Origin of the sequence: Pseudomonas sp. F8002 (genome assembly GCF_013385495.1) — a bacterium.
In the GTDB taxonomy this organism is placed as follows: Bacteria; Pseudomonadota; Gammaproteobacteria; order Pseudomonadales; family Pseudomonadaceae; genus Aquipseudomonas.
Genome location: NZ_JACAPW010000040.1, coordinates 24,694 through 50,389, shown reverse-complemented (window position 1 = coordinate 50,389; position 25,696 = coordinate 24,694). Strand labels below are relative to the sequence as shown.

The following is a 25,696-nucleotide window of genomic DNA, read 5'->3' as shown; positions in this document are numbered from 1 at the left end:
GGCGAGGCACCGAGTGGTGGGGCAAAGACCTTTTGGTTACTTTTGGGGCGTTTGCCAAAAGTGACCCGCTGTAAGAGCGGAACCCTAAGTAGCCGTTACCTAAATAACGGATATGTACTCAAAAAAAACTCACACCCAGAAACAATTCCCCCCGCACTCCGCCGCTACCAAAACTGTTCCCATGACGCGCACGTAACCCCCGCCTGTGACCTTTCTCTACGGCAAGGTGCCATCACCGCAAATGCAGTTACCCGCCTACACACTTAAACTCGGAAAAATCACGCACCTTTTTCGCGCATGCATTTCCTACACTGCCCTTTCCTGGATCAGAATCCACGGCGAAACCACCACCGCCCACAAACTCGGGTCCCGCTCAACCAGGTCCAATGCCCGCGTCGCAGACACCTCGCCAAGACTCCCCGCAGCCAGCCAGGCAGCGACTTTCTCACGGTTATCCTCAGCCATGCCCTCGGCGGCCTCGATCAAATCCAGCCCGGCGTCGACCCACAATAGGGCACCCTTGGCAAAGAACGGCTCAAGCTCCTTCCAGGAAATTTCGGCAGTTTCACCAAGCAGCTTGGCATAGAGGGTGCTAGGTTCTTGCGTCATGGGAGTTCACCTGAAGAAAAAATCGGCGCAATCATACCGTCGAGCCCCAGGCAGAAAAACCCAGTTGCAAATGAGGCACCGAACGAAAGTGTCAGGAAAGCCAAGGATTGCCCGAAACTCTGGCATCACCCCGCCGCAATTCTGTCTTTTTCTTTCATTTAAGCGACATACCCGGGTTTTGCCCCCAGCAGCCAGCTTTTCAAGCGATCAACCGGCGCTCTACACTGTACCGGTACAGTTGCCAGGCCGCTGCCGGGGGATATCCGAGATATCTGATCCGGTTCTGCAGCTCACAAGGCCGCTAGAACTATAAAAAATACAACAGTAAGAGTGGAGCACTATGAATAAGGCTACTAAGCAGATTTCCAAACTGTTTGCCGCTATGGTCCTGGCCGGGGTTGCCAGCCATTCGTTCGCAGCTGACACCATCAAGATCGGTATTGCCGGCCCTAAAACCGGCCCTGTGACCCAGTACGGCGACATGCAGTTCATGGGTGCCAAGCAGGCCATCGCCGACATCAACGCCAAGGGCGGCGTAGATGGCAAAATGCTCGAAGCCAAGGAATACGACGACGCTTGCGATCCAAAACAAGCCGTGGCCGTAGCCAACAAAGTGGTCAACGACGGCGTCAAGTTCGTGGTCGGTCACCTTTGCTCCAGCTCCACTCAGCCAGCATCCGACATCTACGAAGACGAAGGCGTGATCATGATCACCCCGGCTGCCACCAGCCCGGAAATCACGTCCCGTGGCTACAAACTGGTCTTCCGCACCATCGGCCTGGACAGCGCCCAGGGCCCTGCCGCCGGTAACTACATCGCCGACCACGTGAAGCCGAAAGTCGTAGCCGTTATCCACGACAAACAGCAATACGGTGAAGGCATCGCCACCGCCGTTAAACAAACCCTCGAGAAGAAAGGCGTGAAAGTTGCCCTCTTCGAAGGCATCAACGCTGGCGACAAAGACTTCGGTTCGCTGATGCAGAAGCTCAAGCAAGCCAACGTCGACTTCGTCTACTACGGCGGCTACCACCCTGAGCTGGGCCTGATCCTGCGCCAAGCCAAGGAAAAAGGCGTGAACGCCAAGTTCATGGGCCCTGAAGGCGTCGGCAACGACTCCATCTCGCAAATCGCCCAGGACGCTTCCGAAGGCCTGCTGGTTACCCTGCCGAAATCCTTCGACGCAGACCCTGCAAACAAAGCCATCGTTGATGCTCTCGTAGCAGACAAGAAAGACCCAAGCGGCCCGTTCGTGTTCCCGGCCTACTCGGCTGTTGAAGTGATCGCCGGCGGTATCGCTGCCGCGAAGAGCGAAGACACCGCCAAGGTGGCAGCGGCTATCCACGCCGGTACCTTCAAGACCCCGACCGGCGACCTGAGCTTCGACGCCAAGGGCGACCTGAAGGACTTCAAGTTCGTGGTCTACGAATGGCACTTCGGCAAACCAAAAACCGAAGTTTCCCCTCAGTAAGCCAGGCGTTACTGGTCAACAAGCCCACTGTGCAAGCAGTGGGCTTTGTTTTACGAGGTTTATGGGCCTGTCACCCGCGATCCGGGCGCTGGCTCACCTGAAAATCTTAAAACCGTCACCAGCGGTTCGCTGGCAAACGCTTTGTGCAACCTGATCACAGAACAGGGCACCGAGCCGGAAATTGACTCCACCAGTGAAATGCGTATCGGGTTTTTAGGAGCGCTGTAATGCCTGAGATCTATCATTTTTTCCAAACGCTGGTTAACGGCATGACCGTTGGCAGCACCTATGCCTTGATAGCCATTGGCTACACAATGGTTTACGGCATCATTGGAATGATTAACTTCGCCCATGGCGAGGTGTACATGATTGGTTCCTACGTGGCCTTCATCGCCCTTGCCGGGCTGGCCATGCTGGGTATCCATTCCCTGCCGCTGTTGATGACCGCTGCGTTCCTGGCGTCCATCGTCGTAACCAGTGCCTATGGCTACAGTATCGAACGCGTTGCGTACCGCCCCTTGCGTGGCAGCAACCGCTTGATCCCGCTGATCTCTGCGATCGGCATGTCGATTTTCCTGCAGAACACCGTATTGCTGTCCCAGGATTCCAAGGACAAATCCATTCCCAACCTGATCCCGGGGAACTTCTCCTTCGGCCCAGGCGGCGCACAAGAAGTGCTGATTTCCTACATGCAGGTCCTGGTCTTCGTCGTCACCCTGGTGGCGATGCTTGGCCTGACCCTGTTCATCTCCCGCTCCCGTCTGGGGCGCGCCTGCCGGGCCTGCGCCGAAGACATCAAGATGGCCAACCTGTTGGGCATCAACACCAACAACATCATCGCCCTGACCTTCGTCATCGGTGCCGCACTGGCGGCTATCGCTGCCGTGTTGCTGAGCATGCAGTACGGCGTGATCAACCCCAACGCCGGCTTCCTGGTGGGCCTCAAGGCCTTCACTGCGGCGGTATTGGGCGGCATCGGCAGCATTCCGGGCGCGATGCTCGGCGGGCTGGTGCTGGGGGTGGCTGAAGCCTTTGGCGCCGATGTGTTCGGCGACCAGTACAAGGACGTGGTGGCATTCGGTCTATTGGTTCTGGTGCTGTTGTTCCGGCCGACCGGCATTCTGGGCCGTCCGGAGGTTGAGAAAGTATGAGCAGATATCTTAAATCGGCGTTTTTCAGCGCCTTGCTGGTCTGGGCCGTGGCCTTCCCGGTACTCGGGCTCAAGTTGAGCATTGTCGGGATCAACCTTGAAGTGCATGGCACCGGTCCCGTGACGTTGACCATCATTGCCCTGTGCTCGGTGCTGATGTTCCTGCGCGTGCTGTTCACCCAACAGGTCGGTGCGCTCCTCAAGTCCAACCGTGGCCCGTTGGTATCGCCCAAGGTCAGCCAGTTCCTGACCCTGCCGCGCACCCAGCGCTACATCATCATCGGGCTGATCGTGGCTGCGTTGATCTGGCCGTTCTTCGGTTCCCGTGGTGCGGTGGATATCGCGACGCTGATCCTGATCTACGTGTTGCTGGGCCTGGGCCTGAACATTGTGGTGGGTCTGGCCGGCCTGCTCGACCTGGGCTATGTGGGCTTCTACGCGGTGGGTGCCTACACCTACGCGCTGCTCTCGCATTACCTGGGTTGGGGCTTCTGGATCTGCCTGCCACTGGCCGGCATGGCGGCAGCCACATTTGGCTTCCTGCTGGGCTTCCCGGTACTGCGCTTGCGCGGTGACTACCTGGCGATCGTGACCCTGGGCTTCGGTGAAATCATCCGTCTGTTCCTGCGTAACCTCACCGATATCACCGGCGGCCCCAACGGCATCAGCAGCATTCCCAAGCCAACGTTCTTCGGGCTGACGTTCGACCGCACCGCGGCCGAAGGCATGCAGACGTTCCACGAGTACTTCGGGATCGACTACAACCCGGTGAGCAAAGTGGTGTTCCTGTACCTGGTGGCCCTGCTGCTGGCACTGGCGGCGCTGTTCGTGATCAACCGCCTGCTGCGCATGCCGATCGGCCGTGCGTGGGAAGCGCTGCGCGAAGATGAAATCGCCTGCCGTGCGTTAGGCATGAACCCGACAGTCATCAAGCTTTCGGCATTCACCCTCGGGGCGACCTTCGCCGGTTTTGCCGGCAGCTTCTTCGCCGCGCGCCAAGGCCTGGTGACCCCGGAGTCGTTCACCTTCATCGAGTCGGCAATCATCCTCGCCATCGTGGTACTGGGCGGCATGGGCTCGCAGCTCGGCGTGATCCTCGCGGCGATCGTGATGATCCTGCTGCCGGAAATGATGCGTGAATTCAGCGAATACCGCATGTTGATGTTCGGCGCCATGATGGTGCTGATGATGATCTGGCGACCTCAAGGCCTGCTGCCCATGCAACGTCCCCACATGGAGCTGCGCAAATGAGCCGCGAGATCCTGAAAGTCGAAAACTTGAGCATGCGCTTCGGCGGTTTGCTGGCGGTCAACGGCGTGGCCCTGACCGTGCAAGAGAAACAAGTCGTGGCCCTGATCGGCCCCAACGGCGCCGGCAAGACCACGGTGTTCAACTGCCTGACCGGCTTCTACAAGCCGGCTGGCGGCACCATCCTGCTGGACGGCCAGCCGATCCAGGGCCTGGCCGGCCACGAGATCGCCCGCAAGGGCGTGGTGCGCACCTTCCAGAACGTGCGGTTGTTCAAGGACATGACGGCGGTCGAGAACCTGTTGATCGCCCAGCATCGCCACCTGAACACCAACTTCTTTGCCGGCCTGTTCAAGACGCCGTCGTTCCGCAAGAGCGAGCGCGAGGCCATGGAATATGCCGCGTACTGGCTGGACAAGGTCAACCTCACCGAGTTTGCCAACCGTCCTGCCGGCACCCTGGCCTACGGTCAGCAACGGCGCCTGGAAATCGCCCGCTGCATGATGACCCGTCCGCGGATCCTCATGCTCGACGAACCGGCCGCCGGCTTGAACCCGAAGGAAACAGAAGACCTCAAGGCGCTGATCAGTGTGCTGCGTGAAGAAAACAACGCCACCGTGCTGCTGATCGAACACGACATGAAACTGGTCATGAGCATTTCCGACCATATCGTCGTGATCAACCAGGGCACGCCACTGGCCGACGGTACGCCGGAGCAGATCCGCGACAACCCGGAAGTGATCAAAGCCTATTTGGGGGAAGCGTAAAATGCTGCAATTCGAAAACGTTTCCACTTTCTACGGCAAGATCCAGGCGCTGCACAGCGTCAACGTGGAAGTGCGCCAGGGCGAAATCGTCACCCTGATCGGCGCCAACGGTGCCGGTAAATCCACGCTGCTGATGACCTTGTGCGGTTCGCCCCAGGCTCACAGCGGCAGCATCCGCTACATGGGTGAGGAGCTGGTGGGCCAGGCCTCCTCCGAGATCATGCGCAAGAGCATTGCCGTGGTTCCGGAAGGCCGCCGGGTATTTGCCCGCCTGACCGTGGAAGAGAACCTCGCCATGGGCGGGTTCTTCACCGACAAGGGCGATTACCAGGAGCAGATGGACAAGGTGCTGCACCTGTTCCCGCGGCTCAAGGAACGCTTCAGCCAGCGCGGCGGCACCATGTCCGGCGGCGAACAGCAAATGCTCGCCATCGGCCGCGCGCTGATGAGCAAGCCCAAGCTGTTGTTGCTGGACGAACCGTCCCTGGGGTTGGCGCCGATCATCATCCAGCAGATCTTCGACATCATCGAACAGCTGCGCAAGGACGGTGTGACGGTGTTCCTGGTGGAGCAGAACGCCAACCAGGCGCTGAAGATTGCCGACCGCGCCTATGTGCTGGAAAACGGCCGCGTGGTGATGCAGGGCAGCGGCGAACAACTGCTGACCGATCCGAAAGTACGTGAGGCTTATTTGGGCGGTTGATGCCGCCTGGAAGTAAAAGCCGGCCTCTGTGGGAGCTGGCTTGCCTGCGATAGCATCGCCTCGGTGGAACTGAAACACCGAGGCGTCAGCATCGCAGGCAAGCCAGCTCCCACATTTGTTTTGCGAAACCTGAAATTATTTTCCCCGGCTTTGTAACGAATCCCTTCCCCCTTTCTCTAGTGGTGTAAGCAGGCGAACATGCTTGCCAACTCAACCCACTGCTGGAGATACACCATGACTACCAAAACCCGCTCGCTGTCCGCCGCCACCCTCGTCCTGGCCCTGGGTTCGGCCCTGAGCCTGTCCGCCCTGACCACCACCGCCCACGCTGCTGACGACATGCAGAAATGCTTCGGTGTGGCCGAAGCCGGCAAGAACGATTGCGCTGCAGGCGCCGGCACTTCCTGCGCGGGCACCTCGAAGGTCAAGGATCAGGCCAACGCCTGGAAACTGGTCCCGGCCGGTACCTGCCTGAAAACCCCAAGCACCACCTCGCCAACCGGCTTCGGCCAGGAAGCTGCCTTCACCGCCAAGTCCTGAATCCCTGCGCAGCCTGAGTACTGACGATGACGCTCTCACTCACTCCCACCATCTCCCAGGCTCAGGCGCCCGGCCTCCCCCATCGGGCCGGGCTGGGGCTCAAGAACGAGCACTTCAGCGAAGTGCTCGAGACTGCCCCCGACATCGGTTTTTTTGAAGTCCACGCCGAAAACTACATGGTGGCCGGCGGGCCTTTCCATCACTACCTGGGCTTGATCCGCGAACAGTACCCGCTGTCGCTGCACGGTGTAGGCCTGTCCATTGGCGGCGAAGGTCCGCTGAACGACGAGCACCTTGAGCGCTTGGCCACGCTGATCGAGCGCTATCAACCCCACTCCTTTTCCGAACACCTGGCCTGGTCCAGCCACGGCCCGGTGTTTCTCAATGATCTGCTGCCACTGGCGTATGACGATGAAACCCTGAAGCGGGTGTGCGAACACATCGACCAGGTGCAAACCCGCCTGCAGCGGCCAATGTTGCTGGAGAACCCGTCGACCTACCTGCAGTTCCAGTGCTCCACCCTGGAAGAGACCGACTTCATCAGCGAAGCGATCCGCCGCACCGGCTGCGGGCTGCTGCTGGACGTGAATAATGTGTATGTGTCGTGCATCAATCATCAGCAAGACCCGCTGAAGTACATCGAGGCCTTGCCATTACACGCCGTGGGCGAGATTCATCTGGCAGGGTTTGCCGAAGACACCGACAGCCTCGGTGATCGTTTGCTGATTGATGATCACGGCGCGCCGATCGACAACGCGGTGTGGCAGCTCTACCAACACGTGCTCACCCGCACCGGGCCGGTCGCCACGCTGATTGAACGCGACAACCAGGTGCCGGCGTTCAGCGTGCTGCATGCTGAAGCGCGCCAGGCCGACCGGTTTTTGCTGGAGGTGCGTACATGAGCCGCCAGGATGTATTTGCCAGCGCCCTGCTGTCGCCCGACGAAAGCTGCCCGCAAGGTGTGTTCAGCCGTAACGGCGCCGATCCAGCCAGTCGTTTTGCGGTGTACCGCAACAATGTCCATAGCTCGCTGATCAACGCGCTGGCCGCCGGCTACCCGGTCACCCTGCAACTGGTGGGCGATGAGTTTTTTCGGGCGATAGCCGGTGTGTATGTCCAGGGTTTCCCGCCGAGAAGCCCTCTGATCAATGAATACGGCGGCGACCTGGCGGACTTTATCCAGGGCTTCGCCCCCGCCACCAGCGTGCCTTACCTGGCTGACGTGGCGCGCCTGGAGCGATTGCGGGTGAGGGCCTACCACGCGGCAGACGCACAGCCGCTGGATCAACAGGAGGTCATCGCCACCCTGCAACGACAGTCGAACCTGGGCGAACTGCGCCTGCAACTGCATCCATCCCTGGCCACCCTGAACTCGGCTTACGCCGTGGTGGCTTTATGGGCGGCGCATCAGACCGGCGAATCCCTCGCCACCCTCGACCCCTTCTATGCCCAAAGCGCGCTGGTGCTACGCAATGGCCTGCACGTGCAGGTATTTCACATCGACAGCGGCTCAGCGACGTTTATCAACAGCCTGAACAACGGTTGGCCATTGGAAATGGCCGTGGCCTACGCCCTCGATGCGGCCGCCGAATTTGACCTGCACCAATGCCTGGCCCTGCTGATCGGTCACGGCGCCATCACCCATTTGCACATAGAACCCAAGGTATCGCCATGAACACCACCGCTCCCGGGCTGATCCAACGGATCATCCAGCTCTTCGAGAAAATCCCCTACAGCCTGATCGCCTTCGTCGCACGCTTCTCCATCGCGGCGGTGTTCTGGAAATCCGGACAGACCAAGGTCGAAGGCTTCGCCGTGGACCTGATCGGCAGCACGTTCCAACTGGGCTGGCCGCACTTGGCGCCGTCCACCCTGCCGCTGTTTCGCAGCGAATACCACGTGCCGCTGCTGTCAGCGGAAGTGGCGGCGCATATGGCCGCGTTCACCGAGCATTTTTTCCCGGTGCTGATCCTGGTGGGGTTTGCCACGCGGTTCTCGGCGTTGGCGTTGCTGGGCATGACCCTGACCATCCAGCTGTTCGTCTACCCGGACGCCTACCCGACCCACGGCACCTGGATCGCACTGTTGTTGCTGTTGATGGCCAAGGGGCCGGGCTGCTTCTCCATTGATCACCTGATTGCGCGACGCTTGCGCTAAAGGCGATCCAGGGCCTCGCCGCTGCGCTTGAACCAGCCCACCAGATAATCCGCCAGTACCTGGGTGCGGCGCGGCAGGCCGCCCTGATACGGATGGACCAGGTACATCGGCATGCTGCGAGTCTGATAATCCCGCAGGAGCCAGTGCAGCCGCCCGTCAGCCAATTCCGCGTGCAGCACGTAGGACGGCAAGCGCGCGATGCCCGCCCCCACCAGTGCAGCCTTCTTCAACAAGTTGTAATGGTTGGAGGCAAAGGTCCCGGATACGCGAACCCGCAGCAGCTCATGCTGCTGGTGATACAGCCACTCTTCACGACCACTGTAGTGGCTGTTCAGCAGGCAGTTGTGGCCCACCAGTTCCGCCGGCGTCAGCGGCTCGCCGTGCTGTTCCAGGTAAGCCGGGCTGGCGCAGGTCATCTCGTGCCAGGCAAGCAACGGCTTGGCGACCAGACGCTCGTCGTTGGCGACCTCCGAACGTACCGCCAGGTCGAAGCCATCCCGCGCCAGGTCCCGGTACTGGTTGTTGAGTTCCAACTCGATCTGCACCTGTGGGTACTCCCGGGAAAACTCCAGCAACAGACCGTCGAAGAAGGTTTCGCCCAGGGACACCGGAACCGTCATACGCACCGGGCCGACGAGATCATCCTTGAGCCTGGCCAATGCCTGACGTGCCCGCTCCACCTGGACCACCAACGCCTGGGCTTGCGGCAACAGCGCCGCACCCGCCGCCGTCAGGCTCAGGCGGCGGGTGGTGCGATGCAACAACACCACCGAAAACTGCGCTTCCAACTGGCTGATGCGCTTGGACAGTTGCCCTTTGCTGCAGCCCAGTTGCTGGGCCGCCAAGGTAAAGCTGCCGGCTTCGATCAACACGGCAAACGCGGCGAGGTCATCCATTTCGCTCATGGATTGTTTCCAATTGAAAACCAAAGGTTGCCTATTAGTGCACTTATCCGCGCAAAAAATCACTCTAGACTGAACCCTCACCTACACATCTGGAGGAAGGCACGATGAAAATCCTGTTGATTGGCGCAAGCGGTACCGTGGGTTCGGCGGTGAAAGCAGAACTGTCCCAACGTCATGAAGTGATCAGCATCGGTCGCAAAAGTGGCGACTTCCAGGTCGATATCAGCGACAGCGCCTCGATCCGCAAACTGTTCGAACAGACCGGCAAATTCGACGCACTGATCTGCGCCGCCGGCAGCGTCAACTTCGTGCCCCTGGGCGACATGAGCGAAACCGATTTTGACCTGGGCCTGCAAGACAAGCTGATGGGCCAGGTCAACCTGCTGCTGATTGGCCGCGAGTTCGCCAATGACGGCGCGTCGTTCACCTTCACCAGCGGCATTCTCAACCGCGATCCGATTCGTACCGGTGCTTCGGCTGCCCTGGTCAACGGCGCGCTGGATGCATTCGTGAAAGCCGCTGCGATCGAACTGCCCCGCGGCCTGCGCATCAACTCGGTCAGCCCTACCGTCCTGCTGGAAGCCATGGGCAGCTACGCGCCGTACTTCCGTGGGTACAAACCGGCTCCGGGTGCAGACGTGGCGTTGGCCTACGCGAAAAGCGTGGAAGGCTTGCAGACCGGGCAGACGTTTATCGTTGGTTGATTCAACCTGTGTCCCGGGCTTGTGATGCACCGCCAGCCTGCGTAACGTGGCGGCACTTATCAGGAGACCCGATAATGCGTGCCGCCCGTACCCTAGCCTTGTTTGCCCTGCTGCCCCTGTTCGCCGCCTGCCAGATGTTCGATAACGAGCCGGCCAAGCCCTCTCTCGCCGGGATGACCCGCATGCAGGGCGAGTTGACGGCCCAGGGTGACAAACTGCTGTTCCAGCCCTGCAACGACAAACGCAACTATGTGGTCAACGACACTGGTGGCACCAGCATCCTGCAGGAGGCCGCCTCCCTGGCCGGCCAGCAAGGCGCACTGTTTGCCGACCTGCGTGGCAAGTTCTCCGGCGTCGCCAGCGGCACCCAGGGCACGGTGGACTTGCAACAGGTGTACCGTGTCGAGCGCTCGACCTCGGCCTGCGATGACCCGGATTTCAAGCGCATGATCCTGCGGGCCAACGGCCACAAACCGGCCTGGGCGATGAATGTCACCGCCAAGGGCATGGTGCTGGAGCGTGAAGGCCAGCCACCATTGGCCGTGCCGTATGTGGAAGAGCAATCGGGCGACGGACGGTTCAACCTGATGACCGAAGCGAATAACCAGCACATCGAACTGTGGGTGGCCCCGCAACGCTGTGTCGACAGCGCCAGCGGCAGCCTGCAGCACATGTCCGCCGAGCTGCGGGTCAACGGCCAGGTGCAACGCGGTTGCGCGTCGTTCGGCGGTTCGCGAGACGACTGATTGCGCCCTGCGCTGTTTTAGCATGACGGGAAACCGCTGTTGGGGCTTATAATCGCCGGTTTGCAAAACAGCCGGCCTCTTTGCCCGCCGCCTACCGGATTCCTGTCATGTTACGAATCACCGAACTCAAGCTGCCCATCGACCATCCCGAAGAAGACCTGCGGCCTGCCATTGTGCAACGCCTGGGCATCGCCAGTGATGACCTGCTCGATTTCACCCTGTTCAAACGCAGCTACGACGCCCGCAAGAAATCGTCGGAGCTGTGCTTCATCTACACCATCGACCTGGAAGTCAAAGGCGAGGCGGCCCTGCTGCTCAAGTTCGCCGACGACCGCAACGTCAACCCGGCGCCGGACATCAGCTACAAGGTCGTGGGCCATGCACCGGAAGGCCTGACCGAGCGGCCGATCGTCGTCGGTTTTGGCCCGTGCGGGATCTTCGCCGGGCTGTTGCTGGCACAGATGGGTTTCAAGCCGATCATCCTCGAGCGCGGCCGCGAAGTGCGCCAGCGCACCAAGGACACCTGGGGCCTGTGGCGCAAGAATGTGCTGAACCCGGAATCCAACGTGCAGTTCGGTGAAGGCGGCGCCGGGACCTTCTCCGACGGCAAGCTCTATAGCCAGATCAAGGATCCGAAATTCCACGGTCGCAAGGTGCTGCACGAGTTCGTCAAGGCCGGTGCGCCAGACGAAATCCTCTACGTCAGCAAGCCGCACATCGGTACGTTTCGCCTGACCGGCGTCGTGGAAAACATGCGCCAGCAGATCATCGCCCTGGGCGGTGAAGTGCGCTTTGAGCAGCGGGTCACCGACGTGCTGATCGAAGACGGCCAGTTGAATGGCGTGGTGGTGGATGGCGGCGAGCAGATCCTGTCCAAGCACGTAATCCTGGCCCTCGGCCACAGCGCCCGCGATACCTTCCGCATGCTGCATGGCCGTGGCGTGTACATGGAAGCCAAGCCGTTCTCGGTGGGTTTCCGTATCGAACACCCGCAGTCGCTGATCGACGCAGCACGCCTGGGCAAGTACGCCGGCCACCCGAAACTCGGGGCCGCCGATTACAAGCTGGTGCACCACGCGAAGAACGGTCGTTCGGTGTACAGCTTCTGCATGTGCCCGGGCGGTACCGTGGTCGCGGCGACATCCGAGCCGAACCGCGTAGTGACCAACGGCATGAGCCAGTACTCGCGCAACGAGCGCAACGCCAACTCCGGGATCGTGGTGGGCATCACCCCGGAAGTGGATTACCCGGGCGGCCCGCTGGCCGGGATCGAGTTGCAGGAACGCCTGGAATCCCACGCGTTCATCCTCGGCGGCAGCAACTACGAAGCACCGGCGCAGTTGGTGGGTGATTTCATCGCGGGCAAGCCGTCCACCGCCATCGGTACCGTGGAGCCATCCTACAAGCCCGGCGTAGCCCTGGGTGACCTGGCGCTGGCGTTGCCGCAGTTTGCCATCGAAGCCATCCGCGAAGCGTTGCCGGCGTTCGAGAAGCAGATCAAGGGCTACTCGCTGCACGACGCGGTCCTGACCGGGATCGAGACCCGCACTTCATCGCCGCTGCGGATTACCCGTAATGAGTCGATGCAGAGCCTGAACGTGAAAGGCCTGTTCCCGGCGGGCGAAGGTGCCGGTTATGCCGGTGGGATTTTGTCGGCGGGTGTCGACGGGATTCGGATTGCCGAGGCGCTGGCGCGGGATATGTTGGGTATCGAGGCTTAACCACTGCGCTGAAAACGCAGCAGATCAAATGTGGGAGCGGGCTTGCTCGCGAATGCGGTGGATCAGCCGAATGATGTATTGGCTGACACACCGCATTCGCGAGCAAGCCCGCTCCCACATTGGTAATGCGGTGTTTCAAATATTGGCGCGCAGGATGCTTTCCGGCAACGGTTGCCCCCGCTCGACACTCGCCGCAACGGCCGCAATCAAACCCTCCAACTCATACCCCTGCCCTGCCAGCCAGGCCTGATCGTAATAGGTCGTGGCATAGCGCTCACCACCGTCGCACAAGATCGCCACGATCGAGCCCGACTCTCCCGCTGCTTTCATCTGCTGCGCCGCGATCAACGCGCCGATCAGGTTGGTGCCGCTGGATCCGCCCACTCGCCGCCCCAAGCGCTGCGCCAGGTAATGCATAGCCGCCAGGGACAGCGCATCCGGCACCTTGACCATCGCATCAATCACTTTCGGCAGGAACGACGCCTCAACCCGTGGCCGACCAATGCCCTCGATACGCGAGCCACACTCCAAACGCAGGCTGGCATCGCCGCTCAGGTAGTAGTCGAAAAACACCGAACGCTCCGCGTCCGCGCACAACACTCGGGTGCAGTGCTGGCGATAACGCACATAACGCCCCAACGTCGCCGTGGTGCCACCCGTGCCGGGGCTGGAAATCAGCCAACTCGGCTCCGGATAACGCTCAAAGCGCAGTTGCTGGAAGATCGATTCGGCGATGTTGTTGTTGGCGCGCCAGTCAGTGGCACGTTCGGCATAGGTGAACTGGTCCATGAAATGGCCACCGCTTTCCTGCGCCAGGCGCTCGGATTCGGCGTAGATCTGCGTCGGATCCTGCACCAGATGGCTCTTGCCCCCGTAGAACGCGATCTGCGCAATCTTTTCCTGGGAAGTGGTGGCCGGCATCACCGCAATAAACGGCAAGCCCAACAGCCTGGCGAAGTACGCCTCGGAAATCGCCGTGGAACCGCTGGAGGCTTCGATCACCGGTGCACCGGGCTTGAGCCAGCCGTTGCACAACGCATAGAGGAACAACGAACGCGCCAGCCGATGTTTCAGGCTGCCGGTGGGATGGCTGGACTCATCCTTGAAATACAACTCGATACCTGGCAAACCCTGCATTGGCAAGGGGATCAGGTGGGTGTCGGCGCTGCGCTGGAAGTCCGCTTCAATAATGCGAATGGCTTCGCGGGCCCATTGGCGGTTGTCGCTCATGATCGGTTTCTCTAAGGATTTCAGACCTGATCTTAGGATGTTTCCTACACTCCACACAGATACAGTCATGACTCAATTGGACACACAATTTTCGGGGTCTGGCGCGCAAGTGATCAGACCGATTCCTTATAACAAATAAGAATATAACTTTTGTTTTAACAACTAACGGTACGGGTTAGGGTACCCACCTATTGAACTTTGATTGGAGAGCATCCCTTGCCTCTGCGTAGCACTTTCACCCGTTTTTTCCAGCTGGAAGCCGCCAGCGGTCTGCTCCTGATCGCTGCTGCCGCTTTGGCGCTGATCATCAACAACTCACCGCTGTCGCACCTCTACGCAAGTTTTCTCGACGTGCCGGTGGTCGCACAAATCGGCGCCCTGAAAATCGCCAAGCCGGCGCTGCTGTGGATCAACGACGGCCTGATGGCCCTGTTCTTCCTGCTCATCGGCCTTGAGGTCAAACGCGAGTTGCTCGACGGCCAACTGTCCAAGCCTTCGCAAGTGGTACTGCCGGGAGCGGCAGCCATCGGCGGCATGGTCGTGCCGGCGCTGATCTATTGGGCGCTGAACAAGGACAACCCGGCCGCCCTGGGTGGCTGGGCAATCCCCATGGCCACCGACATTGCCTTCGCCCTGGGCGTATTGGCCCTGCTGGGCAAGCGCGTGCCGGTTTCGCTGAAGCTGTTCCTGATGACCCTGGCCATCATCGACGACCTTGGCGCAATCATCGTGATCGCCATCTTCTACTCCACCGACCTGTCCGGGGCGTCATTGGCCGGCGCAGCGGCATGCCTGATCGCCTTGATAGCCATGAACCGGCTGGGTGTCGTCAAGCTGGGGCCCTACATGATTGTCGGGCTGATCCTGTGGGTCTGCGTGCTCAAGAGCGGCGTACACGCCACCCTGGCGGGCGTAACATTGGCGTTCTGCATCCCGCTGCGCACCAAAAACGCCGAGCCATCGCCGCTGCTGACCCTGGAACACGCCCTGCATCCCTGGGTGGCCTACGCGATCCTGCCGCTGTTTGCCTTTGCCAATGCCGGCGTCTCGCTGGTGGGCGTCAACCTGGAAAGCTTCACCCACCACGTGCCAATGGGCATCGCCGCCGGCCTGCTGCTGGGCAAGACCGTTGGCGTACTGGGTTTCACCTGGGTCATGGTAAAAACCGGCCTTGCCGCACTGCCCGCCGGCGCCAACTGGGGCCAGGTGCTCGGCGTGGCGGTCCTGTGCGGCATCGGCTTCACCATGAGCCTGTTTGTCGGCTCCCTGGCGTTTGTGCCGGGCAGCAGTGAATACGCGGGTATGGACCGGATGGGCATCCTGACCGGGTCGATACTGGCGGCGCTGATCGGGTATGCAGTGACGGCGATGGCCAGTCGCAAGCAGGCGCTTGTTCAGGCGTAACCGCTTTTGGAGCCGGCTTGCCGGCTCCAACCTCCTCTAGGCCCATTCGGCGCCATCTCACAGAACCGTCCTACATCCACCCTCCGCTGCTTGCAATAACGTCGTGCTCCCGGCTCCGCCGCCGGACGTCGTTATGCAACACGCCAGGAGGGCACGATGGCAAACAGCAAGGATATCCCCCAAGTCTGGCGATGCTACGGGACCGGCACGGGGGGTTACCGTCGGCTCGAGAACATGAGCGAGCGCGAGCTGGCTGATCGTGAGGCCAGGCAGCGAGCATACGAAGCCATGCTTGCCCGTCAGGAGGTCTACGAGGCCAGAGGCAAAGTGGAGCGACCGCCAGCAACATTGCCCATCGCGGGCTGCGTCTTCGCCAAGTCCTGCAACCTGCCGGACGCCCACATCGACTACAACAATCCATCCGGCTATGTACCGCTTGACCCCATAGGAGACTATGGCGAGCACGTTCTGCTGGGTGGTCGTGAAACGGACATCGAGGGGCTGCTGTCACTCAAAAAGATCAGCGGCAGCGCACTCCCGGCTGGGCTAGGGACATTGGCACTGGGTGGCTCAGCGGTTAGTGGCGCCTCCAGCATCGCAGCGAGTGTTGGAACAGCTGGGGCCGGACTGATGCTTGGGGTTGCAGCCCTCGTCTGGCCCTCCAGCCTGGGCGATAGTGCGCTTTACAGCGACCGTCAACTGCGCTCAATGCCACGGGCACGCACCCGAGCCCGCCTGCATATCGAGCAACTTGCTGACGGCACGCTCAAGGGATACGCCTTCTACACCGGGAAAAATCGCGACTGGGAAATGGTTGATGTCGTGCAGTTTGGCCAGCGCGGCACGCAGCAGGTCGCGGACTTGGGCGACGGCGTCGAGCTGATCTGGACGCCTGCTGTCGACCCCGCTGACACCCTCGGCATTCCTGCGTTGGAGGCTGCACCGCAGGCGCCGCAAATCTGGGTGTATCCGCCAACCGAGAAGGCCGACAACATCATCGTTGATCCGATCTATCCGCCGGAATACAGGGATTTTATTCTGGTGTTTCCGGCGGGTTCGGGTATTCGACCTCTGTATATCGTCGTAAGCCTGAGGTATGAGGACGCCCCCTATCACGGAAAAAAAGATAACGCTGTCAAAAGCAGAAAGCCGACTAACGGCCTGGATGCGCTTAATAACTCGGTAGAGCTGAATCCGCCAAACTCACGTAGACGCATAGGGATTGACCCACACACAAAAGAGTTTGTAGTGATCGATCGCACCTCAGAAGGCGTTTACCACGGTCATGTGAGACTGTGGAGTGAGCTAAGACAAGAGATGAAAAATGCTTTAATAAAAGCGAACAAAACAGATCGAAAAGGAAAGATTCTGGGAGCCGAAAAATGAGTTTGCGCTATCACGACCCTTCTTTAAGTCAGGATGAAGCTATAAGCTTTATAGCCACTAATGACCTGACCAAGGTCACAGAAGCTCTAATATCCATCGGCCTTAACGAGACAGATGCTATCTGGGCACAAGAAACCTGTCTCAAGTACGCAAACAATGACAACGAGGACATCGCGTCGGCTGCCATCATCGCGATAGGCCACATTGCACGCCGTTTCGGCGAGTTGGACATGGCGAAAGTTACGCCCGTACTGCAACAGGCAAAAAGGAAATCTCCTTCTCTGAGCGGAGTCGTACAAGACACGCTTGACGACATTCAGATGTTCACCTGATATCCCACATATACCCCAACAAAAAACCCCAACCGGCCACCCGGTTGGGGTTTTTCTTTTCCTGCAACCTTACCCTTAGCGAGTAACGCGGCTGGTTCCGTCCACCGTCATGATGCGAACGCGGTCGCCGATGCGGAAGATTTCGTTCTCTTGAACCGCCTGGACGTAGGCGCGCATGCTGCCATCATCTTCGCGGACGGTGATTTCAACACCCTGGGTGCGGGTCAGGCCTTCCTCGGTGGCCGAGCCCAGCAGGCCGCCGGCGACTGCGCCGATAACGGCGGTCACGATGCTGCCACGGCCGCCGCCGATGGCGCTGCCGCCAACGCCGCCGATGACTGCGCCCGCAGCGCCGCCGATTGGGGTCTTGGTGCCTTCGATTTTCACCGGACGCAGGGATTCGATGGTGCCCATGCGAACAGTCTGTACACGACGAGCTTCGTCACGGGAGTACGAGTCGCCGGTCAGACTCGAGGCGCAGCCACCCAGCAGCAGCGACAGGGTGGTAAAGCAGGCAACTAGTAAAACGGACTTACGCATAGCATCAACTCCAAAGGACAGGTATCCATTAAACCGCTGTGGCTTGCCGCCTGTCACGGCATGCCGGGCAGAAAATTGTTTTCATTCAGCCTTAGTACAGAGAACCTGTACCGAAAAACTCGACGAACGGTAGCAATCCCACCTCCCTCAGGATCTCGATGGACGCTGTCATCATTGTAGCTAACGGCCGCATAACGCAGCGCAGCGCTACCCATCCAAGGCCTCTGACTAGAGACTTCGGCGTGCAGCGCTACATTCAGGCGAGGTGACGAAAGGTGGGCTCAGGGCGCCAGGCGCTCACGGGTCCAGTCGGCCCCCTGCAAGCGGAAGTTCAAGCGGTCGTGCAAACGACTCGCGCGGCCTTGCCAGAACTCGATGCGCTCCGGCAGCAGGCGGTAACCACCCCAGTGTTCGGGGCAATCAGGCTGGGTATCGCTGAAGCGTTGTTCGGTGGCCTTGAGCAGCGCCTGCAACTCTTCGCGGTCCCTGATTACCCGGCTTTGCGGTGAAGCCCAGGCACCCAGGCGGCTACCCAGGGGACGGACCTGGAAGTAAGCATCCGACTCCTCGGGCGAGACCTTGACCACCCGACCTTCGATGCGCACCTGGCGCTCCAGGGTCGGCCAGAAGAAGGTCATGGCGGCAAACGGTCGCGCCGCGAGTTGTTCGCCCTTGGCGCTCTGATAATTGGTGAAGAAGGTAAAGCCCTGTGTATCCAGGCCTTTGAGCAGCAGGATCCGGCAGTGCGGGCGACCGTCCTGGTCCACCGTAGCCAGGGTCATGGCATTGGCCTCCACCGGTGGCTGTTCGGTTTTCACCGCGTCGGCGAACCACTGGTGGAACAAGGCAAACGGTTCATCCGGGGCCTGGGCCTCGCTCAAACCGTCCCGTGTGTAGTCACGGCGCATATCGGCCAGTGCCTGGGTCATGCGGCTTTATCCTTCTTGCTCAAATAATCAGTTCTTCGCCTGGTCGTTGGTAGCAGCTGGAGCGGCGGCCTTGGCAGGTGCTGGCTTTTTAGCGGCAGGCTTGGCCGGGGCCTTTTTGGCAGCCGGCTTGGCGGCAGCTTTCTTGGCGACGGTTTTTTTCGCCGGAGCGGCAGCTTTTTTGACCGGAGCAGCGGCTGGAGCAGGAACGTCCTGCACAGCGACCATTTCAGCCTTCGGCGGGTTGGCCGAGTTGTACTTGCTCAACAGGGCCAGCATCGTGGTGCGCTGGGTGAACATGATTTCCATGCGACGGTTCAGGGCGCGGCCCTGGTTGCTGTCGTTGGCGGCACGCGGCATCAGGTCACCCATGCCACGCAGCATCAGGCGGTCCTGCTTCAGGCCGCTGAGGCTGAAGATCGAAGCGATGGACTGTGCACGTTCCTTGGTCAGGGCCTGGCTCACCGGCTCGGCACCCGAGGTATCTACATGGCCCAGGACCAGTACGGCGGTCTTCGGATCGCCTTCAACGGCCTTGGCAACACGGGTGAACGGACCCAGGGTCACGGGCAGCAACATCGCCGGGCGTTTCGGGTTGTAGGAGCCATCAACCGGGGCAATCACCACCAATACGTTGTCACGGCGTTCCAGTTGCAGGTTGCTGTCCTTGATCGCGAGACGCAGGCGTGGCTCGTAGTCGTCCAGCCAGGCCTGGGTGATTTTTGGATCAGGCATCGGGATGTTGGCGACGTCGACCTTGGCCAATGGCTTTGGCTTGCTTTCGAACGGCCACCACCATTTGGTATCGGTATCCGTCTTGGCAACGGCAGGTGCAGCGGCCGGTGCATCAGCCGGTGCGCCGGAGGCAGGCGTTGCCGCCTTGAGGTCGGCCTTCAGGTCTGCCTTGGCGTCGTCGGCTTTCGACGAAAACGGCCACCAGCTCGAGCCGGTATCCGCCTTCGCAACCGGTGCAGGTGCAGCAGCAGCGGGTGCTACCGGCGCTGGCGCCTTGGCGGCGACCGCCGGCTTGGCATCCGGTTTGGTGTCGGCCTGGCTCACTGCGTCCTTGGTAGCAGCCTTATCGGAGCCAAATGACCACCAATGCCCGCCCTCGGCATCATTTTGTGGGGTTTGTGCACAGCCAGTAATAGTGAGGCATAGCGCCAGTGCCAAGGACTTGTTCGATAACATGAGATATCCACAAAATGAGAAAAAACCAGGGGCCTGAATGACCCGTTAAACAGACGCTTTTGGAACATTAAAGTTACAACATTTTGCCTAGCGTCTTTTTGTATGTGCCTTTGTAACAAAAAAACGCAAGACAGCAAGCTATTTACAGACAACCGGCCAATATTCTTACCAACTTTTGCGCCCGCGGGTCCATAAGTACATAAGGGCCCAATGTATTGGTCACGAAACCAAAGGCTACATCATGTTCCGGATCGGCAAACCCCACCGAACCACCGGCCCCGGGATGCCCAAAGGCCCGTGGGCCAAGGCCGAACGTGGCGTTTGGCACGTGCGGTTGATCCAACATGCAACCCAGCCCGAACCGGGTTTGTGTCAATAAGGTTTTATCCGGGCCGATACTGTGTTCGCGGGTCAACTCTTCGAGCATATCGGCTTCCAGCAAACTACCGTCGAGCAGCCCACTATAAAAACCCGCCAGACTTCGCGCATTACCGTGACCATTTGCCGCTGGCTGCTGCATACGCCGCCATTCGGGTTTATTAGTGCTGGTCAGAATAGACGGTGGATTGGTAAATGCACGGGTAGTCATCGCCGTCGGCTCGCGCATCGTTACTTGAAGTAAACGTTGTGCCGCCTCATCGCCAACATTGCCCTTGCCTCGGGCTATATGGGCAACTCGATAAAACTCTTCATCCGCCAACCCCACATGAAAATCCAGGCCCAGTGGCCGTGCAACCCGGGCCACGATGGACTCGCCCGGCCCACGACCGTCGGCGCGGCGCAGCAACTCGCCCACCAGCCAACCATAGGTAATCGCCGCATAACCGTGCCCTTCCCCGAGCTTCCACCATGGCGCTTCGGCGGCGAGGGCGTCGACCATCATCTGCCAGTCGTACAGGGCTTCGGCGGGCAGCGTTTCACGCAGGGCCGGCAACCCGGCCTGGTGGCAGAGCAGATGGCGCAGGGTGATGGCTTCCTTGCCCGCGGCAACAAACTCCGGCCAGTACTTGGCGACCGGCGCATCCAGCTGCAACTTGCCTTCGGCCACCAGTTGCAGCGCCGTGACGGCCGTAAAGGTCTTGGTGCAGGAGAACAGATTGGCAATGGTGTCGCTGTGCCAGGCCTCGGCACCGTCCTTGTCGGCGGTACCGGCCCACAAGTCGACGACGGTTTCGCCGCCAATCTGGATGCACAGCGCGGCACCACGTTCCTGAGGGTCGTCGAACAGCGCGGCGAAGGCTTCACGCACCGCTTCGAATTGAAGCTCGTAATGACCCTGAATCTGCACCTAAGCCCCCTTGGAAAAGTACTACAGAAAGTGGCCGACATTGTTCCAGCCATTGAGCGATTTGTGAACCCGCTCTCGTCGATCAGCCCCCATCAATGACCTTTGCCGGAATGCCCGCCGGAATGCTCTGCGCCCGGCGCTGCTGCATTGCCTTCACGCCCGGGCTTGCCGCCCTCACCGGCGTGGACCGCTGCGGCAGCCTTGGCCTTTTCGGCCTCCTTGCCCAGCTGATCGACGGCAGCCAGGTTACTTTTGCGCACACTGTCGACAAACCCCTGGAACGGCACATCGGTGATGCCGACCAGGCCGAAGTGGCCGTTTTCGCCGTCAAGCAAACGGCCGGTAACCGGCTGGTCCAGGTACTGGAACCAATGCACGCCGACAATCGACGGCTCGGCCATGGCCTGCTTCAGGAAGTTGGCGTAGGCAACCCCACGATCCTCTTCCCGGGCCAACTGCGTCACGCCGCCCCAGAACGGGCCGCGGTCCGCCGAGCCGAAGTTGAATTCGGTGATCAGCACCGGCTTGTCCAACGTCCGCAGGGCCGCGAAGTCGTAGCCGTCCTGAGGCTTGAGGGTGTACATGTTGAAGCTCAGCACATCGCAATATTGCGCGCAGGACGCCACCGCTTCCGGCGTGCTGACCGCGTATCGGCCACCCAGCAACAGCTGGTTGGGCGCATGCCATTTCAATGCATCGGAGATGGTCTTGAAGTAGGCGTCGGCAAAGGTCTTCTGGAAGTACTTGAAGTCCGCTTCGATTTCCGGGTGCTCCGGGCTTGGCATTGGCGGCACAAAGCCCGGGTCTTCCATCAGTTCCCAGGCGGGCAGCTCAATGCCCCAGGCCCTGGAAAGCCCCTCCTGGTTGCGGTACTTGTCGCGCAATTGCTTGAGAAACGCGCGCTTGGCCGGCACGTCGGTGGTCATGCGCAGGGTGCCGTAGGCCAGGGCGTAGCGGGATTTCGCATCATCACCGGGACCGGCCCAGGCCAGTTCGTTGTCGGCAAAGAAGCCGATCAGCCACGGGTCGTCGCGATGGTCACGGGCGGCAATTGCCACCGCACGCTCGGTGGCCATGGCGAAGCGCGGGTCGAACGGGTCGGGCATGCCGCCCCACCAATCGGTGCCGGTGCTGATGCTCGCGTAATCACCGACGATCGACAGTGGCAAGGTGTAAGGCACGCGGTCGGCGGTCGCCAGCTGCGGCGCACTCCAGTTGCCGACAGTATTGAAACCCCAGGCCCGCAGGCGGTCGAGGGTGTGGCTGACCCAGCGTTTCTGGTCGAAACCTTCCGGAGCACAAGGTGCCGGCGGCACGCACGGCTGGCCATAGGTACGCTGCAGGTTGGCGCCATAGAAGTCGTACCAGCGGCCGACATTAAAGCTGCGCCCCTGATCGGCACCATTGCCGCTGCGGCTGTCACCGCTGCCGTAGTATTTGTCGAAAGGCTCGCCGGCCTTGGGCAGCGCGGCAAACATCCATTCGCGGCCCGCTACGTAGGTCTGGCTGTTGTCCGGGGCGACGGTGTTGACGCCCAGGGAGTAGAACGGATGGCCTTCCGGTGTCACCAGGTACCAGCGCCCGTCGCGCTTCTCGGTGCGGAAGAAGCCGCTGGCGTCAAAGGCCGGGCCCTTGTTCCAGCCGCCGAATTTGTCCAGGGAGGCCTTGTCGCGCTCGGCCAGCCAGCCCTTGAGCTGTTGCTGTTCCTTGACCGCTGCGGCCCTCAACTGCTCGTCGCTGCTGACTTTCTCCGGCCACCGGGCGCGGGTGGACTGCCCATAGGCATCCACCAGATCGCTGTAGGTAGCCTTGAGTACCGGCGCGATGTCCTGCACGCCAAAGCGTTCGAGCAAGATGCTTTGGGCAACGTTCGGCTTGATCATCGACAGGGTCACCGACACGATCTGGCTGCGGTCGATCTCCCCTTCGCTGCTGGCCAGCAGCACGCGCTGGCCATCGACGGTGATCGGCATCGGCGGGCCGGCCTTCATCCCCTGGCTCAGGGGCGAGTTGGCTTGCAGCGGAATCAACAGCGTTTGCGCGGGACCGGCTGGCAGGTCGATACGGCTGAACAGCGTTCGGCCGTCATTGCTCTGCACCTTGACGTACAGGGTCAGCGCCCAGTCCATCGCACTTTGAATACGCAGGCTCATGGCACCGGATTGCGACCAGTCCCAGGCCCCGGTCTGCGGGCTGAGCACCAGGCTCGGTTCGGCCACCGGGTTGAAGGTGATACGGCGCAGCACTTCGCCTTCAGCGGTTTGTTCGGCGTTGTATTGCGGCAGGCTGGCGTCCTGGGTCGCCACCTTGACCACATCGGCGGGCCGTACAAAGTTGAACAAGGTTTGTTGCCCGGCAGGCGCAGCCAGCAATGGCGCGGCAAACAACAGGGCAAAAACAGCGGGCAGCGTGCGAATCATGTGAACAAGGTTCTCCCAAACGGCCGGTGACTGGCCTGATGACGTGAAGCGATGGTGAGATAGACCACAAAGTGGGCGAATTCGCCCACTGGGCCTTAAGAAATTTCCCGCCGAAACGGCGGTAAAGCATTCAGGATAGCTTTCCCATAGCGCTGGGTAACCAGACGCCGGTCAAGCAAGGTGATGGTGCCGCGATCTTCTTCGGTACGCAGCAGGCGGCCGCAGGCCTGGACCAGTTTCAAGGAAGCGTCCGGCACCGAGATCTCCATGAACGGATTGCCGCCCCGGGCTTCGATCCATTCGGCCAACGCGGCTTCCACCGGATCATCCGGCACCGAGAACGGGATCTTGGCGATCACCACGTGTTCGCAGTAGGCACCGGGCAAATCCACACCCTCGGCGAAACTCGCGAGGCCGAACAGCACGCTGGAATCGCCGCCATCCACCCGCGCCTTGTGCTTGTTCAGGGTTTCCTGTTTCGACAGGTTGCCCTGGATAAACACCTGCTTGCGCCAGTCACGGTCGAGGCCGTCGAACACGTCCTGCATCTGTTTGCGGGACGAGAACAACACCAGCGTGCCCCGTGAGCCCTCCACCAATGATGGCAGGTCACGAATGATCGCCGCCGTATGGGCCGGCGCATCCCGTGGGTCGGCCTTGAGGTCCGGTACCCGCAGCACACCGGCGTCGGCGTGATGGAACGGGCTGGGCACCACGGCGGTGACGGCCTTCTTCGGCAGCCCGGCGCGCATGCGGAAGCGGTCGAAGGTGCCCAGGGCCGTCAGCGTAGCCGAGGTGACCAAGGCACCGTAGGCCACGTTCCACAGATTGCGTCGGAGCATTTCCGCCGCCAGGATCGGGCTGGCGTTGACCTCGATATCGAACAGCGCACCGCTTTCCGACAGGGTCAGCCAACGGGCCATGGGCGGGTTGTCTTCCGGGTCTTCGACGGTAAAGGCGGTCCACAACTCCCAGTTGCCCTGGGACCGGGACAGCAGGCTGCCAAACAGCGGGTACCATTCTTCAGCCTGATTGCTGGCGATGCCGATATTGACCTCGCCATCCATGCCTTCCTTGAGCAAATCGGTGAGACGGGTGAACAAGTCGGTCAGGCGCGAAAAGCCCTTTTTCAGCTCGACGCCCATTTCGCGCATGTGCTCGGGGATCAGCCCGCCAACGAAACGATGGCGCGGCCGTTCGCGGCCTTCCACATCTTCGCCGGGCTTGAAGTCTGCCACCTGCTCGCAGGCGCTGAACATGAATTGCTGCTGGGTCTTGATCTCCCGCGCCAGCTCCGGCACCTGCTCGATCAACTTGCCCAGGTCGCCCGGCAGCGGGTGCTGGGCGAGCAACTTGGTGAGGTTCTTGGCGGTGGTTTCCAGCCAGTCGGCGGTGGAGCGCAGCCGCGTGTAGTGAGCAAAGTGGCCGATGGCCTTGTCGGGCAGGTGATGGCCTTCGTCGAACACGTAGAGTGTGTCGCGCGGGTCGGGCAACACGGCGCCGCCCCCCAGGGCCAGGTCGGCGAGGACCATGTCATGGTTGGTGACAATAACGTCGACCTTGCCCATGCCCTCCCGGGCCTTGTAGAAGGCGCACTGGCCGAAGTTGGGGCAATGCCGGTTGGTGCACTGGCTGTGATCGGTGGTCAGCCGTGCCCAGTCGGCGTCTTCCAGGGCATTGGGCCAGCTGTCGCGGTCGCCGTCCCATTTATTGCCCGCCAGTTTCTCGATCATGCTGGTAAACAGCTTCTGACTGACCTCATCGACTTCGATCTTGAAGCCTTCTTCTTCGAACAGCGAGGCAGTGGCAGTTTGCGCGTGGCCTTCCTGCAACAGCACGTCGAGCTTGGACAGACACATATAACGCCCACGGCCCTTGGCCAGGGCGAAGGTGAAATTCAGGCCGCTGTTGCGCATCAGGTCGGGCAGGTCCTTGTAGACAATCTGCTCTTGCAGGGCGACGGTGGCGGTGGCAATCACCAGGCGCTTGCCGGCGGCCTTGGCGGTGGGGATCGCCGCCAGGCTGTAGGCCACGGTTTTACCGGTACCGGTGCCGGCCTCGACGGCCACCACGGCGGGGTCGCCACTGCGCCGACCTTCGTCGTCGGTGTCGATATCCCCGAGGACCTTGGCGACTTCGGCGATCATCAGGCGCTGGCCGTACCGCGGTTTCAAGCTCTTGGCTTCGAGAAAACGCGAGTAGGCGCCCTGGATCGTGGTTTTGAGTTCAGTGCTGATCATGGATAGTCGGGCGCAAAAAAC

General features: G+C 60.8%; 25 protein-coding genes. 16 read left to right on the top strand and 9 right to left on the bottom strand.

Annotated features, from left to right (window positions below; genetic code table 11):
* Positions 1–306: 306 nt before the first annotated feature.
* Complete coding sequence (locus tag HX811_RS26875; protein WP_003211652.1) at positions 307–609, bottom strand: DUF2288 domain-containing protein; 303 nt, start codon at positions 607–609, stop codon at positions 307–309.
* 340 nt (positions 610–949) lie between these two features.
* Here HX811_RS26875 and HX811_RS26870 point away from each other — a divergent pair, with 340 nt between their 5' ends.
* The 10 genes from HX811_RS26870 to HX811_RS26825 all read left to right on the top strand — a co-directional run bounded on the left by HX811_RS26870 (position 950) and on the right by HX811_RS26825 (position 8,642).
* Positions 950–2,077 (top strand): branched-chain amino acid ABC transporter substrate-binding protein, encoded by a 1,128-nt coding sequence (locus HX811_RS26870; RefSeq protein ID WP_177048194.1) that lies wholly within the window; start codon positions 950–952, stop codon positions 2,075–2,077.
* Positions 2,078–2,122: 45 nt separating this feature from the next.
* Positions 2,123–2,305, top strand: coding sequence for a hypothetical protein (locus HX811_RS26865; RefSeq protein WP_003211657.1), 183 nt, complete (start codon positions 2,123–2,125; stop codon positions 2,303–2,305).
* On the top strand, positions 2,305–3,228 hold the full coding sequence (gene livH, locus HX811_RS26860) for a high-affinity branched-chain amino acid ABC transporter permease LivH (protein ID WP_177048192.1): 924 nt from the start codon (positions 2,305–2,307) through the stop codon (positions 3,226–3,228). The genes HX811_RS26865 and livH overlap by 1 nt, the downstream gene beginning before the upstream one ends.
* Positions 3,225–4,478: a high-affinity branched-chain amino acid ABC transporter permease LivM gene (locus tag HX811_RS26855; RefSeq protein ID WP_003211661.1), complete on the top strand. Its 1,254-nt coding sequence runs from the start codon at positions 3,225–3,227 to the stop codon at positions 4,476–4,478. Before livH ends, HX811_RS26855 begins: the two co-directional genes overlap by 4 nt.
* Positions 4,475–5,242 (top strand): high-affinity branched-chain amino acid ABC transporter ATP-binding protein LivG, encoded by a 768-nt coding sequence (gene livG / locus HX811_RS26850; protein ID WP_003211663.1) that lies wholly within the window; start codon positions 4,475–4,477, stop codon positions 5,240–5,242. The genes HX811_RS26855 and livG overlap by 4 nt, the downstream gene beginning before the upstream one ends.
* A 1-nt stretch (position 5,243) precedes the next feature.
* Positions 5,244–5,945, top strand: coding sequence for an ABC transporter ATP-binding protein (locus HX811_RS26845; RefSeq protein WP_003211664.1), 702 nt, complete (start codon positions 5,244–5,246; stop codon positions 5,943–5,945).
* 234 nt (positions 5,946–6,179) lie between these two features.
* A complete protein-coding gene (locus tag HX811_RS26840) occupies positions 6,180–6,485 on the top strand; it encodes a DUF2282 domain-containing protein (protein ID WP_003211666.1) in 306 nt (101 codons plus the stop codon).
* 26 nt (positions 6,486–6,511) lie between these two features.
* Positions 6,512–7,387: a DUF692 domain-containing protein gene (locus tag HX811_RS26835; RefSeq protein WP_177048190.1), complete on the top strand. Its 876-nt coding sequence runs from the start codon at positions 6,512–6,514 to the stop codon at positions 7,385–7,387.
* Entirely contained in the window at positions 7,384–8,160 is a 777-nt protein-coding gene (locus tag HX811_RS26830) for a DUF2063 domain-containing protein (RefSeq protein ID WP_177048188.1), read from the top strand. Before HX811_RS26835 ends, HX811_RS26830 begins: the two co-directional genes overlap by 4 nt.
* Positions 8,157–8,642, top strand: a complete 486-nt coding sequence (locus HX811_RS26825) for a DoxX family protein (RefSeq protein ID WP_177048186.1) — start codon at positions 8,157–8,159, stop codon at positions 8,640–8,642. The genes HX811_RS26830 and HX811_RS26825 overlap by 4 nt, the downstream gene beginning before the upstream one ends.
* Here HX811_RS26825 and HX811_RS26820 read toward each other — a convergent pair.
* Positions 8,639–9,547 (bottom strand): LysR family transcriptional regulator, encoded by a 909-nt coding sequence (locus HX811_RS26820; protein WP_177048185.1) that lies wholly within the window; start codon positions 9,545–9,547, stop codon positions 8,639–8,641. The genes HX811_RS26825 and HX811_RS26820 overlap by 4 nt on opposite strands.
* Before the next feature lie 104 nt (positions 9,548–9,651).
* Between HX811_RS26820 and HX811_RS26815 the strand changes: the two genes are divergently transcribed.
* The 3 genes from HX811_RS26815 to HX811_RS26805 all read left to right on the top strand — a co-directional run bounded on the left by HX811_RS26815 (position 9,652) and on the right by HX811_RS26805 (position 12,718).
* A complete protein-coding gene (locus tag HX811_RS26815) occupies positions 9,652–10,251 on the top strand; it encodes a short chain dehydrogenase (protein WP_008432071.1) in 600 nt (199 codons plus the stop codon).
* A 74-nt stretch (positions 10,252–10,325) separates the two neighbouring features.
* A complete protein-coding gene (locus HX811_RS26810; RefSeq protein WP_003211681.1) occupies positions 10,326–10,997 on the top strand; it encodes a COG3650 family protein in 672 nt (223 codons plus the stop codon).
* A 107-nt stretch (positions 10,998–11,104) separates the two neighbouring features.
* The gene (locus HX811_RS26805) at positions 11,105–12,718 is read left to right on the top strand and encodes an NAD(P)/FAD-dependent oxidoreductase (RefSeq protein WP_177048182.1); all 1,614 of its coding nucleotides are present in this window, start codon (positions 11,105–11,107) and stop codon (positions 12,716–12,718) included.
* A gap of 135 nt (positions 12,719–12,853) precedes the next feature.
* Here HX811_RS26805 and HX811_RS26800 read toward each other — a convergent pair whose 3' ends face one another.
* Positions 12,854–13,951, bottom strand: a complete 1,098-nt coding sequence (locus tag HX811_RS26800) for a PLP-dependent cysteine synthase family protein (protein WP_177048196.1) — start codon at positions 13,949–13,951, stop codon at positions 12,854–12,856.
* A gap of 213 nt (positions 13,952–14,164) precedes the next feature.
* Here HX811_RS26800 and nhaA point away from each other — a divergent pair, with 213 nt between their 5' ends.
* The 3 genes from nhaA (at position 14,165) to HX811_RS26785 (ending at position 17,070) form a co-directional block, all read left to right on the top strand.
* Positions 14,165–15,352, top strand: coding sequence for a Na+/H+ antiporter NhaA (nhaA, locus tag HX811_RS26795; protein ID WP_003211688.1), 1,188 nt, complete (start codon positions 14,165–14,167; stop codon positions 15,350–15,352).
* A 156-nt stretch (positions 15,353–15,508) separates the two neighbouring features.
* Entirely contained in the window at positions 15,509–16,738 is a 1,230-nt protein-coding gene (locus tag HX811_RS26790; RefSeq protein WP_177048180.1) for an S-type pyocin domain-containing protein, read from the top strand.
* A complete protein-coding gene (locus HX811_RS26785) occupies positions 16,735–17,070 on the top strand; it encodes a hypothetical protein (protein WP_008432085.1) in 336 nt (111 codons plus the stop codon). The genes HX811_RS26790 and HX811_RS26785 overlap by 4 nt, the downstream gene beginning before the upstream one ends.
* A gap of 75 nt (positions 17,071–17,145) precedes the next feature.
* Here the strand turns inward: HX811_RS26785 and HX811_RS26780 are convergent, their stop codons facing one another.
* The 6 genes from HX811_RS26780 to dinG form a co-directional block, all read right to left on the bottom strand.
* On the bottom strand, positions 17,146–17,610 hold the full coding sequence (locus tag HX811_RS26780; protein ID WP_003189251.1) for a glycine zipper 2TM domain-containing protein: 465 nt from the start codon (positions 17,608–17,610) through the stop codon (positions 17,146–17,148).
* Between the two features lie 281 nt (positions 17,611–17,891).
* Positions 17,892–18,539, bottom strand: coding sequence for a pyridoxamine 5'-phosphate oxidase (gene pdxH / locus HX811_RS26775; RefSeq protein WP_003211693.1), 648 nt, complete (start codon positions 18,537–18,539; stop codon positions 17,892–17,894).
* 27 nt (positions 18,540–18,566) lie between these two features.
* Positions 18,567–19,727 (bottom strand): OmpA family protein, encoded by a 1,161-nt coding sequence (locus HX811_RS26770; RefSeq protein ID WP_177021286.1) that lies wholly within the window; start codon positions 19,725–19,727, stop codon positions 18,567–18,569.
* Between the two features lie 142 nt (positions 19,728–19,869).
* On the bottom strand, positions 19,870–21,015 hold the full coding sequence (locus tag HX811_RS26765) for a serine hydrolase domain-containing protein (protein ID WP_177023316.1): 1,146 nt from the start codon (positions 21,013–21,015) through the stop codon (positions 19,870–19,872).
* A gap of 92 nt (positions 21,016–21,107) precedes the next feature.
* Complete coding sequence (locus HX811_RS26760; RefSeq protein ID WP_177048178.1) at positions 21,108–23,435, bottom strand: beta-galactosidase; 2,328 nt, start codon at positions 23,433–23,435, stop codon at positions 21,108–21,110.
* A gap of 95 nt (positions 23,436–23,530) precedes the next feature.
* A complete protein-coding gene (dinG, locus tag HX811_RS26755; protein ID WP_008432096.1) occupies positions 23,531–25,675 on the bottom strand; it encodes an ATP-dependent DNA helicase DinG in 2,145 nt (714 codons plus the stop codon).
* Between the last annotated feature and the right edge of the window lie 21 nt (positions 25,676–25,696).